Raw genomic sequence first — 13124 nt, 5'->3', positions numbered from 1 at the left:
GGTCAGCGCCCGGCGCGGACCGAGGTGGGCTGTCCGCGTACCGGATCGGGTGGGGTGGGGACGGCGGGCCGCAGGGTGGTCGGCGCCGGGGTGGCCGGCGCGGAGGTCAGCTCCGGCCACAGCGTGGCGGTGACCGCCCGGGCGCGGCCCAGCCGGTACGCGGCCCGGCGACCCCGCTCGGCCAGCACGGCGGCGAGGTACACCGGCTCGGGCGCGGCCCACGGCGGGGGCGGCGACGTGACCGCCGCGACCTCGGCCCACAGCCCTCGGCCCAGCCGGCTCCGGTCCGGCTCGGCGAGCTGGTGCAACCGGCCCAGGTACTGCCGGACGACCAGGGCCAGCCCGTCGTCCACCCGGGTCAGGTCGAGGGTGGCCGCCCAGCGGAGCAGCGGCGGCACCGCCGGCGGGGCCGGCCGCCACACCCCGGCGCTGCGGGTGTGCACCACCAGCGTGCCGGCGACCAGGTCGCCCAGCCGCCGCCCGCGCGGGTCGGTCAGCATCACCGTCACGCTCGCCGCCCAGCTCAGCAGCGGCAGCACCAGCCCCGGCCACTCCACGGCCACGCCCACCAGCGCGCGGGTCAGCGACTGGCCGACCCCGACCGGGCCGCCGTCGGCGCGGACCACCCGCAGGCCCACGGCCAGCTTGCCCAGCGTCCGGCCGCCCACGAAGCGCTCCATGAGCACCGGGTAGCCGACCAGCACCAGCACGAGCACCACGAGCTGGAGGGCGCCGGCCAGCGCGGCGTCCATGAGGTCACCCGGCAGGCTCACCACCAGCACCGACAGGCCCGCGCTGAGCAGCATCGCCACCACGAGCTGGGCCACCAGGTCGATCAGCAGGGCGAGGACCCGGGAGCCCAGCCGCGCCGCCCGGACGTCCAGCTCCACCGCCTCGCCGCTGACCAGACCGGCGTCGGCCCATCCGGCCGGTGGGGGAGGTTGCGCGCGCACCCCGACAGTGAACACTATGTGCGCCGGACGGGGGAGGACGAAGTGGATCTCGACGCGTACGTGGCCGAGCACGGCGCCGAGTGGCGGCGGCTGGAGCAGTTGACCGGCCGGCGGAAGCTGGACGCGGCCGAGGTGGACGAGCTGGTCGGCCTCTACCAGCGCGCCGCCACCCACCTGTCCGCGCTGCGCAGCCGGGCCCCCGAACCGGCCCTGGTCGGCCGCCTCTCCCACCTGGTGCTCGCGGCCCGGGCCCGGATCACCGGCCGCCCCCGGCCCTCCTGGGCGGCGGTGGGCCGGTTCCTCCTCGGCGACCTGCCGGCCGCCCTCTACCGGGCCTGGCCCTGGTGGTGCGCGGTGGCCACCGGGTTCAGCGCGCTCACCGCCTTCCTCATCTGGTTCGTCGCCGGCCACCCGGACACCGCCGCCGCGTTCATCGGCGCCGAGGCGGCCCGGCAGCTCGTCGACTCCGGCTTCGCCGGCTACTACACCGAGTTCACGGCGCCGACCTTCGCGTTCCACCTGTGGACGCACAACGCCTGGCTGGCCGCGCAGTGCCTGGCCGCCGGGGTGCTCGTGGTGCCGGTGCTCTGGCTGCTCTGGCAGAACGCGCTGAACATCGGCGTGGTGGGCGGCGTGATGATCTCCTACGGCCGGGCCGACGTGTTCTTCGGCATGATCACGCCGCACGGGCTGCTCGAACTCACCGGCATCCACGTCGCCGCCGGGGTCGGGCTGCGTACCGCGTGGGCCTGGATCGCGCCGCCGGCGCACCTGAGCCGGGGCCGGGCCGTCGCCGAGGCGGGCCGCTCGGCCATCGTGGTCGCCGCCGGTCTGGTCGGCCTCTTCGCGGTCTCCGCGCTGCTGGAGGCGTTCGTGACCCCGGCGCCGCTGCCGGTCGCCGTCCGGGTGGGGATCGGCGCCACGGTCTGGCTGGCCTTCCTGGCGTACGCGCTGCTCCTCGGCGGCCGGGCGGTCAGAGCTGGCCGAGGGACTTGAGCCGCAGGTAGGTGTCCGCGACCGCCGGGGCGAGCCGGTCGGCGGGGGCGTCCACCACGGTCACCCCGTGCCGGGACAGCGCGGTCCGGACCCGGTCCCGCTCGGTCAGGGCCCGCCAGGCCGCCGCGGCGGCGTACGCGTCGTCGGGGCCGGTCGGCGGGGCGGTCGTGAGCCCGGTCAGCACCGGGTCGTGGGTGGCCGCGAGCACGACCCGGTGCCGGGCGGCCAGCCGGGGCAGCACGGGCAGCAGCCCCTCGCCGAGCGCGCCGGCCTCCAGGGCGGTGAAGAGCACCACGAGGCTGCGCTGCCGTTCCCGGCGCAGCACCTCCCCGGCGATCAGCTCGAAGTCGGTCTCCACCAGCGCCGGCTGGAGCGGGGCGACCGCGTCCACCAGCCGGGCGAGCAGCGCGGGCCGGCCGCTGCCGGTCACCCGGGCCCGGATCGCGGTGTCCGCGGCGAGCAGGTCGACGCGGTCGCCGGCCCGGGCGGCCAGCGCGGTGAGCAGCAGCGCCGCGTCGATCGCGGTGTCCAGCCGCGGCTCGTCGCCGAGCCGGACCGCCGAGGTGCGGCCGGTGTCCAGCACGCAGACCAGCCGCCGGTCCCGCTCCGGCCGCCAGGTGCGCACCAGCACGTCGGAGCGGCGGGCGCTGGCCCGCCAGTCGATCGAGCGTACGTCGTCGCCGACCACGTACTCGCGGAGGGTGTCGAACTCGGTGCCGTGGCCCCGCCCCCGGGTGACCTGGACGCCGTCGATGACGCGCAGCTTCGCCAGCTTCTCGGGCAGGTGCCGTCGGGAGTCGAACCGGGGCAGCACGCGCAGCGTCCACGGTGGGGTGGCCGGGTGGCCGGCGCGCTGCCGGAACGCCAGCCGCATCGGCCCGAGGGAGCGTACGGTCAGCGCCACCGCGGGCCGGTCGCCGCGCCGGGCCGGGGTGAGCCGCACCGGCAGGGCGGCCGTGCGGCCCGGCGCGACGGTGAGCACCCGCCCGGCGGGGACGTCGGGCCGCGCCCCGGCCGACGGCACCCACGCGTCGCGCACCTGGGCGCGCAGCGTCCGGGCGGAGGCGTTTGCCAGGTGCAGGGTGACCGTGGCGGTGCCGCCCAGCCGGACCGTGCGGTCACCGGCGCGGGTGGCGGTGACCCCGTGCAGCGGCGCCGCAAGAGTCCAGTCGAGGACGACCAGCAGCAGCACCGCCGCCGTCAGCACGGCGACGCCGAGGAAGGGCGCCGGCCAGGCCGGCAGGGTCGCCGCGCTCGCCGCGAGCAGCAGACCCGCCCGCCAGGTCATCGCGGCGTCGGCACGGTGGCCAGCACCGCGTCCAGCACGGCGTCGACGGTCACGCCCTCCAGCTCCACCTCCGGGCGCAGCCGCAGCCGGTGCCGCAGGGTGGGTCGGGCGACCGCCTTCACGTCGTCGGGGGTGACGTGGTCCCGGCCGGCCAGCCAGGACCACGCCTTGGCGGTGCTCAGCAGGGCGGTGGCGCCCCGTGGCGAGGCGCCCAGCTCCAGCGCGGGGGCGACCCGGGTGGCCCGGCACAGGTCCACGATGTAGCCGAGCACCGGTTCGGCCACGTGCACCGCCCGCACCGCCGCCCGGGCAGCGGCCAGGTCGGCCGCGGTGGCCACCGGGCGTACGCCGGCGGCGCGCAGGTCGCGCGGGTCGAAGCCGGCGTGGTGCGCCCGGAGCACGCCCAGCTCCTCCTCCCGCTCGGGCAGCGGCACGGTCAGCTTGAGCAGGAACCGGTCCAGCTGCGCCTCCGGCAGCGGGTAGGTGCCCTCGTACTCGACGGGGTTCTGGGTGGCCGCCACGATGAACGGGTCGGGCAGCGGGCGGCGCTCGCCCTCGACGGAGACCTGCCGCTCCTCCATGACCTCCAGCAGCGCCGACTGGGTCTTCGGCGGGGTGCGGTTGATCTCGTCGGCGAGGAGCAGGTTCGTGAAGACCGGCCCCTCCCGGAAGGTGAAGGCGGCGGTGCGCGGGTCGAAGATCAGCGACCCGGTCACGTCGCCGGGCATCAGGTCGGGGGTGAACTGCACCCGCTTGGACTCCAGGTCCAGCGCGCCGGCCACGGTCCGCACCAGCAGGGTCTTGGCCACCCCGGGTACGCCCTCCAGCAGCACGTGCCCCCGGCAGAGCAGCGCGATGACCAGGCCGGTGACCACGGCGTCCTGCCCGACGACGGCCTTGGCCACCTCGGCCCGCAGCCGGTGCAGGGCGGCGCGGGCGTCGGGCTGGGCGGCGGGCGACGCGGCGGCGATGACGGGTCCGGTCACCGGGGATCTCCTTCGGTCGGGTGGGGGGCCAGGGTACGGGTCAGGGCGTCCAGGCCGCGGGCCAGCTCCAGCAGCTCCCGGTCGTCCTCCGGGGCGGCGCCGTGCAGCAGCTCGGCCACCCGCTCCGGGTCGGCCCCCGCGTGCGCGGCGACCCGGGCGGCCACCTCGTCGGGCGGGGTGTCCGGGGGCAGGTTGAGCCGGGGCAGCAGCCGGTCCAGCGCGGCGGCGCGCAGTGTCGCTGCGGCGGTGTCCCGGGCGCCGGCCCGGCGGTAGAGCCGGGCGCGGCCGAGCACCGTCTCGGCGGAGTGGACGGTCACCGGCAGCGGCTCCGGCACGGGCGGGCCGAGCCGGCGGGACCGCCAGAGCACCAGCAGCAGCCCGGCCACGGCGAGCTGCGCCAGCACCGCCCAGAACCAGGGCGGGAAGGCGTCCCAGAGCGGGTTGTGCCAGTTCGGCGGCGGGTCCGCCCGGTCGTCCGCGCGCCCGCCGCTGCGCCGGGGCAAGGGGGTCCCGTCGCCGTCGGGGGTCGGCGACAGGCTCGGCCCGGTCGGGGCCGGCTCGGGGCCGGGCAGTTCGAGCCAGACCAGCGGGCGGTCGCCGCCGAGCAGGCCGGTGGCGAGGCTCCGGTTGCCCCACTCGTCGATCCGGTCGTTGCGGAACGGGTCGCTGGCGCCGATCACCACCACCTCGGCGCCCCAGGAGATCCGGTGCAGCGCGCCCGCGTAGCACCGGTCGACGGGGGACGGCCCGGCGTAGCGCTGGTGGTCGACGGCGGCGGTGCCGGCGCGCAGCGCCTCGGGCAGCCGGCAGGACGGGCCGTCGGCGTCCGGCGGCAGGGCCCGGGTGGCCCACCGGCGGTCGGTCGGTTCCAGCGGCAGGGCCAGGCCGGTCAGCACCCGGCGGGACGGCTCGACCAGCACGAGCCGGCTGCCGCCGGGCAGCACCGTCAGGGCGGGCAGGGTGCTCGGGTGCACCAGCTCGGGGGCCGGCACGAAGAGGGTGACCGGGCCGGGCCCGACGGCACGCAGGGCCTCCCGCACGTCGGTCTCCCGGCGGATCGGCACGCCCTGCGCGCGCAGCGCCCCCGCCAGCCGGCTGCCCCCGTCGCCGCCGGTGGCGACCGGGGACAGGAAGCCCCGGTCGGCCGGGTCGGGCTGGTCCACGGCGTGCAGGACCAGGGTGGTCACGATCAGCAGCACGGCCAGCCCGAGCGGGACCAGCATCCGGTGCCACCGGCGGCGTGGCGCGGGGGGCGCCGCCGGGCGGGCCGGGTCGAGGGTGGTGGTCACCGGTGGTCCCCCTCGGCGGCCAGCTCGCGACGCAGGTCCGTGGCGAGGTCACGCATCCGGTGGTCGTGCGCGGCGGTGGCCGGGCGCTGGGCGTACCAGAGGTCGGAGAAGATCGCCCCGGCGGCGTGCAGGGTGGGGTGCACCCCGGGCCGGACCCGGGCGACGGCCGCCGTCAGCTCGGTGACGGTCAGCCCGGGGCGGGGCTCCACCAGCTGCCGCGCCACCAGGAGGCGGACCATCTCACGCAGCCGTTCCCGAACCGCCTCGGCGTACCGGCCCTCGGCGGCGAGCCGGTCGGCGAGGCCGGCGGGGGCGGCCGGCCCCGGCTCGGGGGACCGGGGCGCGGGCAGCGGCACCGCCGGCGTCTCCGGCCGGGCCCGGCGCCGCCGCCGGGGCAGCCGCAGCTTCGGCCGCCGCAGTCGGGGCAGGCGCAGTCGGGGCAGCCGCAGCCGGGGCAGCCGGAACCGGGGCAGGCGGAGCCGGGGCCGGCCGACCCGGGGCAGTCGGCGGGGCACCCAGGCCGGGAAGAAGTGCCAGGCCAGCGCGACCAGCAGCGCACCGGCCAGCAGGAGCAGGGCGGCCAGCGGCAGCGGTACGGCGTCGCCCAGCGCGGCGACCGACTCGGTCCACCACCGGCTCACCTCGGCACCGCCAGCAGGACGGGCTCCGGGGTGCCGGCCGGTGCCCGGGAGAGCCGGATGTCCAGCCCTTCGGTGCGCATCCGGGTCTCCAGGTGCAGCACCGCGTCCAGGCACGCCAGCGCCGGGTATGCGACCGCGTTGACCGCCGCCCAGGCGACGGTGGCGACCGGCAGCGCCCAGGCGGAGACGTCGAAGAGGCCCAGCAGGCCGAGGCCGTGGTAGACGCCCAGCCCGATGCCGAGCCGGATCAGCCACCAGCCCAGGTAGCCGAGCAGGCGGATCGCGGCGGCCCGCCCGCCGACCCGGACCGCCAGTCGCAGTGCCCGTCCCGGCGCCCGGTACGCCGCCACCCGGTCCACCACGAGCGCCGGCACCACCGCGCCGAGCAGCCCGTACGCGACGAACCAGGCCGGCCCGGCCAGCCCGGCGAGCAGGACGGTCGACCCGACCAGGGCCCCGGCCAGCAGGGTGGCCCACCAACGGGCGTCGTGCAGCAGCTCGCGTGCCCCGGTGCGGCGGCCCAGCAGGGCGGCCCCGGCGCTCCGGGCGGCCGGGTTGCCCAGCAGCGCGATGATCATGGCCTCGGTGCCGGCGCCGAACGCGAGCAGGAGCCAGTACCACCCGAGCCGGTCCGGGTCGAACCACCACTCGGGCGGCCGGGCGTTCGCCAGCACCCGCAGCGGGTGCAGCAGGGCCTGCTCGCCGAGGGCCAGCAGGACGGCGAGCGGGACGAGCACCCGGGCCTGGTTGCGCAGCAGCAGGACGGCCGAGTCGAGCAGCTCACCGACCGTCAGCGGGCGGCGCGGGAGCACCGCGGTCGGGCCGACGTCGGGCACGGCGTACTCCTGGCGGGCGGGTCGAGGTGGCGGGCGGCGACTGGCACGAGGGATCATGGTTGCACGGCGCGTCCGCGCCCGGTGGACCCGTCCGCCACGACGCGCCACGCGGGCGGCCACGCCGTCAGCTGTGGTGCCGGACCGCCCTCGGCGCTACGGTGCCGTGAAGACGGCGGACCCTACGAACGAACGGGGATGGAACGATAAACCCCATGAGAGCCCGGGTACTGGTGGTCGACGACGACCCCGCACTCGCCGAGATGCTCGGCATCGTCCTGCGCAGCGAGGGCTTCGTGCCCTCCTTCGTCGCGGACGGAGAACGGGCACTGGCCGCGTTCCGTGACAGCCGGCCCGATATCGTCCTGCTCGACCTGATGCTGCCCGGCATGAGCGGCATCGACGTGGCCCGGGCCATCCGTGGCGAGTCCGGCGTGCCGATCGTGATGCTGACCGCCAAGAGCGACACGGTCGACGTGGTGCTCGGGCTGGAGTCCGGGGCCGACGACTACGTGGTCAAGCCGTTCAAGCCCAAGGAGCTGGTGGCCCGGATGCGGGCCCGGCTGCGCCGGGGCGAGGACGTGGCGCCGGAGCTGCTCACCATCGGCCCGCCCGGCAACCAGATCACCATCGACGTGCCCGCGCACACGGTGAGCCGGGACGGCGAGGAGGTGAAGCTGACGCCGCTGGAGTTCGACCTGCTGGTCGCGCTCGCCCGCAAGCCGCGCCAGGTCTTCACCCGGGAGGTGCTGCTGGAGCAGGTCTGGGGCTACCGGCACGCCGCCGACACCCGCCTGGTCAACGTGCACGTGCAGCGGCTGCGCGCCAAGATCGAGCCGGATCCGGAGCGACCCGAAATCATCCTCACCGTGCGAGGCGTGGGCTACAAGGCGGGCACCGGATAGCCTGGTCAGCACTGTGGTGACCTCCCCGCGCCCCGACTCGCCGACCCCCGCGTCCCGCCGGCTCCCCGCCGCGCGGGCGCTGTGTCGCGTGCTGGCCGGCCGCACGGCCCGGCTCGCCGCGGGCGTCCACCAGACCTGGCGGCGCTCGCTCCAGGTCCGTGTGGTCACCATCACACTGGTGGCGTCCAGCCTGCTGGTGGGCGGGTTCGCCTACCTGATCGCCGACAAGCTCACCAACATCCTGCTGGAGAACGCCGAGACCGACGTCCTGCTGCGGCTCCAGAACGGCAGCGACTACGCCTCCAAGCAGTTCAACCTCTACAGCCAGCCGCAGGAGGCCCAGCTCCAGGACACCATCGACGGCACGGTCAACTACCTGGCCGGTGGTGACCCGGCGCAGACCAGCGGCGTGGTGGTGGCGATCACCGCCGACAACTTCGCCGGGTTCATCGAGCCCCGCACCTCGCCGGACGTCCAGGTCCGCCCGCTGATCGGGCGGGAGCTGCGGGCCAAGGTCGCCGCCGGCAAGATCGCCCACCAGATCCGCACCGGCACGCTCGACGGCCAGCGCACCAAATACCTCGTCTACGGCTCCCCGGTGCCGACCCGGTTCGGGCAGGTGGAGCTCTACTACCTCGTGCCGCTGGCCCGGCAGGACGCCACGGCGGCCGACGCCCGGGCCACCGTGGTCGCCACCGGCGCGGCCCTGGTCCTGCTGCTCGGCCTGCTGGCCGCCCTGGTCACCCGCCTGGTGGTGACCCCGGTGCGGGTGGCCGCGCGGACCGCCCAGCGGCTCTCCGCCGGCCTGCTCGACCAGCGGATGGTGGTCAACGGCGAGGACGACCTGGCCCTGCTCGCCGCCTCGTTCAACCAGATGGCGACCAACCTGCAACGGCAGATCCTCCGGCTGGAGGAGATGTCCCGGCTGCAACGCCGGTTCACCTCCGACGTCTCCCACGAGCTGCGGACCCCGCTGACCACGGTCCGGATGGCCGCCGACCTGATCTTCGCCGAGCGGGACGAGTTCGACCCGGCCGTGGCGCGCAGCGCCGAGCTGCTCCAAGCCGAGCTGGACCGGTTCGAGGAACTCCTCACCGACCTGCTGGAGATCAGCCGCTTCGACGCCGGCTTCGCCATGCTCGACAGCGAGCCGACCGACCTGGTGCCAGTCGTGCACCGGGTGGCCGAGCGGCTGGCCGGGCTGGCCGAGCGGGTCGGGGTGGCCATCGAGCTGGACCTGCCGGACAGCCCGGTGATCGCCGAGGTGGACCCGCGCCGGGTCGAGCGGGTGCTGCGCAACCTCGTCGGCAACGCGGTCGAGCACGGCGAGGCCAAGCCCGTGCGGATCACCCTGGGCATGGACCAGAGCGCGGTGGCGATCACCGTGCGGGACCACGGCGTCGGGCTCAAGCCCGGCGAGGAGAAGCTGGTCTTCAACCGGTTCTGGCGGGCCGACCCGTCCCGCGCCCGGCAGACCGGCGGCACCGGCCTGGGCCTGTCGATCAGCCTCGAGGACGCCCGGCTGCACGGCGGCTGGCTGGAGGCGTGGGGCGCGCCCGGGCAGGGCGCCCAGTTCCGGCTGACCCTGCCGGTCCGGGCCGGCGACCGACTGACCACGTCGCCGCTGCGGCTCGTGCCGGCCGACGCCACCCTGCCGTTCGGCGGCCCGCGCCAGGGCGGGCTGCTCGCCATCGGTCCGGGCAGCGGCGCCGGGGCGCTTGCCGTCGGGCCGGCGGAGCCGGGCGGACGGGCGGAGGTGGCGCCATGAGCGCGCGACATGAGCCGGTCACCCTGCGGCGGCGGGTGCTGGTCGCGCTGCTGGGCGGCGTGCTGCTTCCCGCCGGGCTGGTCGCCTGCGGGATCCCGAACGAGACCGAGGTGCAGGTCGACGGCTCGGCCCCGGCCGCCGAGGCCGGCACGCTGAACGGCAGCCCCGCTCGGCCGCCCACCCCGGGCGACAGCGCCGAGCCCGTTCCTTTCATCGAGAACTACCTGCGGGCGCCCGCCGCCGGGGAGCGTGAGCAGGCGTACGCCCGGGCCAAGGAGTTCATCGGGCCGGAGGCGAAGGGCCTGCTGCCCGAGAAGCAGCAGAGCAGCGAGATCGAGCTGACGGTGGTGCGGCTGCTGGAGAAGCCGGAGGTCACCCCGCCGAACAACCAGGGCACCAGCGACGTGACGCTCAAGGTGCAGCAGGTCGGCGTGCTGCGCGCGGACGGCGTCCTGGACTCGCCGGAGGCCAGCGAGACCGAGTACAAATTCCAGCTGCGCCGGGCGGACTCCGGCGGCCCCGGGCTGCTCCTCACCAACGTGCCCAACGAGCTGCTGATCAGCGACACCGCACTGCGGGAGTACTACCGGTCGCGCACCATCTACTTCTGGAACTCCGCCCGGTCACGCCTGGTGCCCGACCTGCGCTACCTGCCCTCGTCGGTGCCGGCCGAGCGGCGGGTCACCGACGTGGTGAAGTGGCTGACCGGGGGCCCGTCGAAGTGGCTGGCACAGGGGGTGACCGGGCTGCCCGACGGCACCCGGCCGATCAACAACGCCACCGGCGCGGACGGGCACTGGGAGGTCAACCTCACCATGCCGGGGGCCGACGACAAGAAGCTCGGCCTGCTCGCCACCCAGCTCGCCTGGTCGCTGCCCGAGATGAGCGGTCAGCTCGATCTGAAGATCCAGAACCAGAAGCGGCGCACCGTCGACCTCGAGCAGGAGCGGGCGGAGCACGCCGTCTCCCCGACCGGCGACCGACCGGCCCGGTTCAGCGTCTACGACGGCGCCGTCCGTCCGCTCGCCATCGCCAACGAGCCGAGAGCCGCCGTCCCGCTGCTGGTCGATGCCAACAAGAACGTGGTCGCCGCGGCGCTGGCCCGCGCCGACGACCAGGTGCTGGCCGCGCTGGTGGTGACCGGCACGAACCGCCGGCAGCGGCTCAAGGTGGGCTCTGGCCCGGACCCGGTGGCGGTGTTCGACAGCAGCAAGGACACGTACGGCACGCTCAGCCGACCCACCTGGCTCCGTTCGCTCGACGAGCGGCACCCCGCCGGCCTCGTGGCCGCGGACGGCAAGCTCTACCGGTTCGACGGGGCAGCCGGGATGAGTTCCGTCCCGCTGGCCGTCCCCGGGCCCGTCGTGGCGGTCGCCGGGTCCCTCGACGGACACCGGATCGCCCTGGTCATCGGGGGCGCCCTCTACGTGGCGGCGGTGAACGTCGACGGCGGCGTGGTGAGCGTGGGCCTACCGCGCCGGCTGGCCACCCTGCTCACGAACATCAGTGCCGTCGACTGGGTGGCCGAGAACGACCTGGTCCTCGCCGGCAACGAGGCGGACCGGCGACCGGCGATCCACCAGATCACGGTCGACGGCGCCCAGGAGACGGCGCTCAAGCGGGACATCGGCGCCGAGGTGACCCAGTTGGCCGCGTACCCGGGCGGCGCGGTCGGCGGGCCGCCGGCGCTGTCGTACATGTACGAGGCGAACCGGGCGGCCTACCGGAACAACCCGTTCGAGAACATCAAGCGGGAACAGGTGCTGGACGTGCCGGCCGGCAGTCGGGCGACCAACCCGACCGCACCCTTCTTCCTCTACTGAGGCGCCGGTGCCGGGCCTGGGCGGACTCTGGTCGGACCTGACCGACCTGGTGTTGCCGGCCGGCTGCGCCGGCTGTGCGGAGCGGGTGCCCGGCCTGCGGCAGGGTTTCTGCCCGCGATGCGTCGGCGAACTGGAGTCGCTGCGACCCGCCCCGACCCGCCCCGATCCGGCCCCGCCCGGCCTGCCGCCCTGCGTCGCCCTCGGCCCGTACGCGGGCGCGCTGCGCCACGGGCTGCTGGCGTACAAGGAGCGGGGCCGGCACGGGCTGGCCCGGCCGCTGGGCGCGCTGCTCGCCGAGGTGGTCGCCGCGGCGGTGGGCCCGCGCCGGGCGGTGACCCTGGTGGCGGTGCCGGACACCGCGCGGGCGGCTCGGGCCCGCTACGGCGACCACCTGGACCGGCTGGCCCGCCACGCGGCGGACCGGCTGAAGGCGGCCGGCTGGCCGGTACGCGTGCTCCGCCCGCTGCGCGCGCTGCCCCGGCCGGACTCGGTGGCGCTGGACAGCGCCGGCCGGGCCGCCGCGGCCGACGCGGCGTTCCGGCTGCGCCGGGCCGGCGGGGCGGACGGGCCTGTGGTGCTGCTCGACGACATCGTCACGACGGGGGCGACCCTGGCGGCGGTGAGCCGGGTTCTGCGCGAGGCGGGAATGACGCCAAACGCCGCGGCCGTGCTCGCCGCAACGCAAAAACGGCACCATCAGTGACGCTTCGTGTTTCCGTTTCACCCCATGGTGTATGAGCTGTTAAATTTCGCGGCCTCTCCCGGCAACTGGGGGTGACTGGTGGCCGAACAGGAGTTAGCGTTTTCGTGTCGGGGGTAGGAGGTCTCCAACCTTCCCCGGCACTGGAAGGAGGCGTAGCCGTACACCATCGGTCGACGCCGAACGGGGTTCTCCCTGGGTGCGTCGACCGGAAGATCCGGACCGAACGACCGTCCGAACAAGGGAGGTCACGTGGACATCGTGGTCAAGGGCCGTAACGTCGAAGTGCCGGACCATTACCGGGTGCACGTAGCCGAGAAACTCGCAAAGATCGAACGCTACGACCACAAGCTCATTCGCGTGGACGTCGAGTTGTTCCACGAGCGCAATCCGCGCCAGGCCGATCACTGCCAGCGGGTGGAAATCACCTGCGTGACGCGCGGCCCGGTGATCCGGGCCGAGGCCTGCACGAATGATTTCTACAGCGCGCTGGACGCCGCCATCGCCAAGCTGGACACCCGCTTCCGCCGGGCGGCCGACCGCCGCCGGGTGCACCGCGGCCGGCACGCGCCGCTCTCCGTCGCCGCCGCCACCGCCGACCTGCCGGTGGCCGACCTCGACGGGCCCGGCCTGGCGACGCTGAACGGGCACGGGACGGCCACCGCCGTCGCGGAACGGCCCGACGAGGGTGGCTACGAGGAACACGACGACCAGCCGTGGCACATCGCGCGGGCGAAGGTGCACCCCGCCGAGCCCATGACGGTCGACGACGCGCTGTTCCAGATGGAACTGGTCGGCCACGACTTCTACCTGTTCCAGGACAAGGAGTCGGGCCGCCCGAGCGTGGTCTACCGCCGGCACGCCTACGACTACGGGATCATCTCGCTCGACACCGGACCCTGACCACCCCGCGGGACACGACCGGCCGGAAGCCGTGGTGGG

The 13124-nt window shown here is 75.7% G+C and carries 12 protein-coding genes; 6 read left to right on the top strand and 6 right to left on the bottom strand.

The genetic code is table 11. The features are described from left to right. Positions 1–2: 2 nt before the first annotated feature. On the bottom strand, positions 3–953 hold the full coding sequence (locus FXF50_RS25855) for an RDD family protein (RefSeq protein WP_255510191.1): 951 nt from the start codon (positions 951–953) through the stop codon (positions 3–5). 42 nt (positions 954–995) lie between these two features. Between FXF50_RS25855 and FXF50_RS25850 the strand changes: the two genes are divergently transcribed. Beyond that, the gene (locus tag FXF50_RS25850) at positions 996–1949 is read left to right on the top strand and encodes a stage II sporulation protein M (protein ID WP_148431543.1); all 954 of its coding nucleotides are present in this window, start codon (positions 996–998) and stop codon (positions 1947–1949) included. Here the strand turns inward: FXF50_RS25850 and FXF50_RS25845 are convergent. Genes FXF50_RS25845 through FXF50_RS25825 form a run of 5 tightly spaced genes read right to left on the bottom strand, consistent with a single transcriptional unit; the run spans position 1927 to position 6989 of the window. Continuing rightward, positions 1927–3237, bottom strand: a complete 1311-nt coding sequence (locus FXF50_RS25845; protein WP_148431542.1) for a DUF58 domain-containing protein — start codon at positions 3235–3237, stop codon at positions 1927–1929. The genes FXF50_RS25850 and FXF50_RS25845 overlap by 23 nt on opposite strands. Beyond that, positions 3234–4208: a MoxR family ATPase gene (locus FXF50_RS25840; protein WP_148431577.1), complete on the bottom strand. Its 975-nt coding sequence runs from the start codon at positions 4206–4208 to the stop codon at positions 3234–3236. The genes FXF50_RS25845 and FXF50_RS25840 overlap by 4 nt, the downstream gene beginning before the upstream one ends. Positions 4209–4219: 11 nt before the next feature. Then, positions 4220–5512 carry a DUF4350 domain-containing protein gene (locus tag FXF50_RS25835; RefSeq protein WP_148431541.1) on the bottom strand — a complete coding sequence of 431 codons (1293 nt, stop codon included), beginning with the start codon at positions 5510–5512 and terminating at the stop codon, positions 4220–4222. Next, positions 5509–6153 (bottom strand): DUF4129 domain-containing protein, encoded by a 645-nt coding sequence (locus tag FXF50_RS25830; protein ID WP_148431540.1) that lies wholly within the window; start codon positions 6151–6153, stop codon positions 5509–5511. The genes FXF50_RS25835 and FXF50_RS25830 overlap by 4 nt, the downstream gene beginning before the upstream one ends. Beyond that, positions 6150–6989 (bottom strand): hypothetical protein, encoded by an 840-nt coding sequence (locus tag FXF50_RS25825; protein ID WP_148431539.1) that lies wholly within the window; start codon positions 6987–6989, stop codon positions 6150–6152. The genes FXF50_RS25830 and FXF50_RS25825 overlap by 4 nt, the downstream gene beginning before the upstream one ends. Positions 6990–7201: 212 nt before the next feature. On the opposite strand from FXF50_RS25825, the gene mtrA reads away from it, so the two are divergent. The 5 genes from mtrA (at position 7202) to hpf (ending at position 13085) form a co-directional block, all read left to right on the top strand. Then, positions 7202–7891 carry an MtrAB system response regulator MtrA gene (gene mtrA / locus FXF50_RS25820; protein WP_046564340.1) on the top strand — a complete coding sequence of 230 codons (690 nt, stop codon included), beginning with the start codon at positions 7202–7204 and terminating at the stop codon, positions 7889–7891. A 91-nt stretch (positions 7892–7982) separates the two neighbouring features. After that, positions 7983–9659, top strand: coding sequence for an MtrAB system histidine kinase MtrB (gene mtrB / locus FXF50_RS25815; RefSeq protein WP_187399823.1), 1677 nt, complete (start codon positions 7983–7985; stop codon positions 9657–9659). Between the two features lie 23 nt (positions 9660–9682). Continuing rightward, entirely contained in the window at positions 9683–11482 is a 1800-nt protein-coding gene (locus FXF50_RS25810; RefSeq protein ID WP_148431575.1) for an LpqB family beta-propeller domain-containing protein, read from the top strand. A gap of 7 nt (positions 11483–11489) precedes the next feature. Continuing rightward, complete coding sequence (locus FXF50_RS25805) at positions 11490–12185, top strand: ComF family protein (protein ID WP_148431538.1); 696 nt, start codon at positions 11490–11492, stop codon at positions 12183–12185. A gap of 249 nt (positions 12186–12434) precedes the next feature. Beyond that, positions 12435–13085, top strand: coding sequence for a ribosome hibernation-promoting factor, HPF/YfiA family (hpf, locus tag FXF50_RS25800; RefSeq protein ID WP_148431537.1), 651 nt, complete (start codon positions 12435–12437; stop codon positions 13083–13085). Positions 13086–13124: the final 39 nt, after the last annotated feature.

The organism is Micromonospora sp. AP08 (assembly GCF_008085935.1).
GTDB classification, from domain to species: Bacteria; Actinomycetota; Actinomycetes; order Mycobacteriales; family Micromonosporaceae; genus Micromonospora; species Micromonospora chersina.
This window is presented reverse-complemented; position numbering and strand designations above follow the sequence as displayed.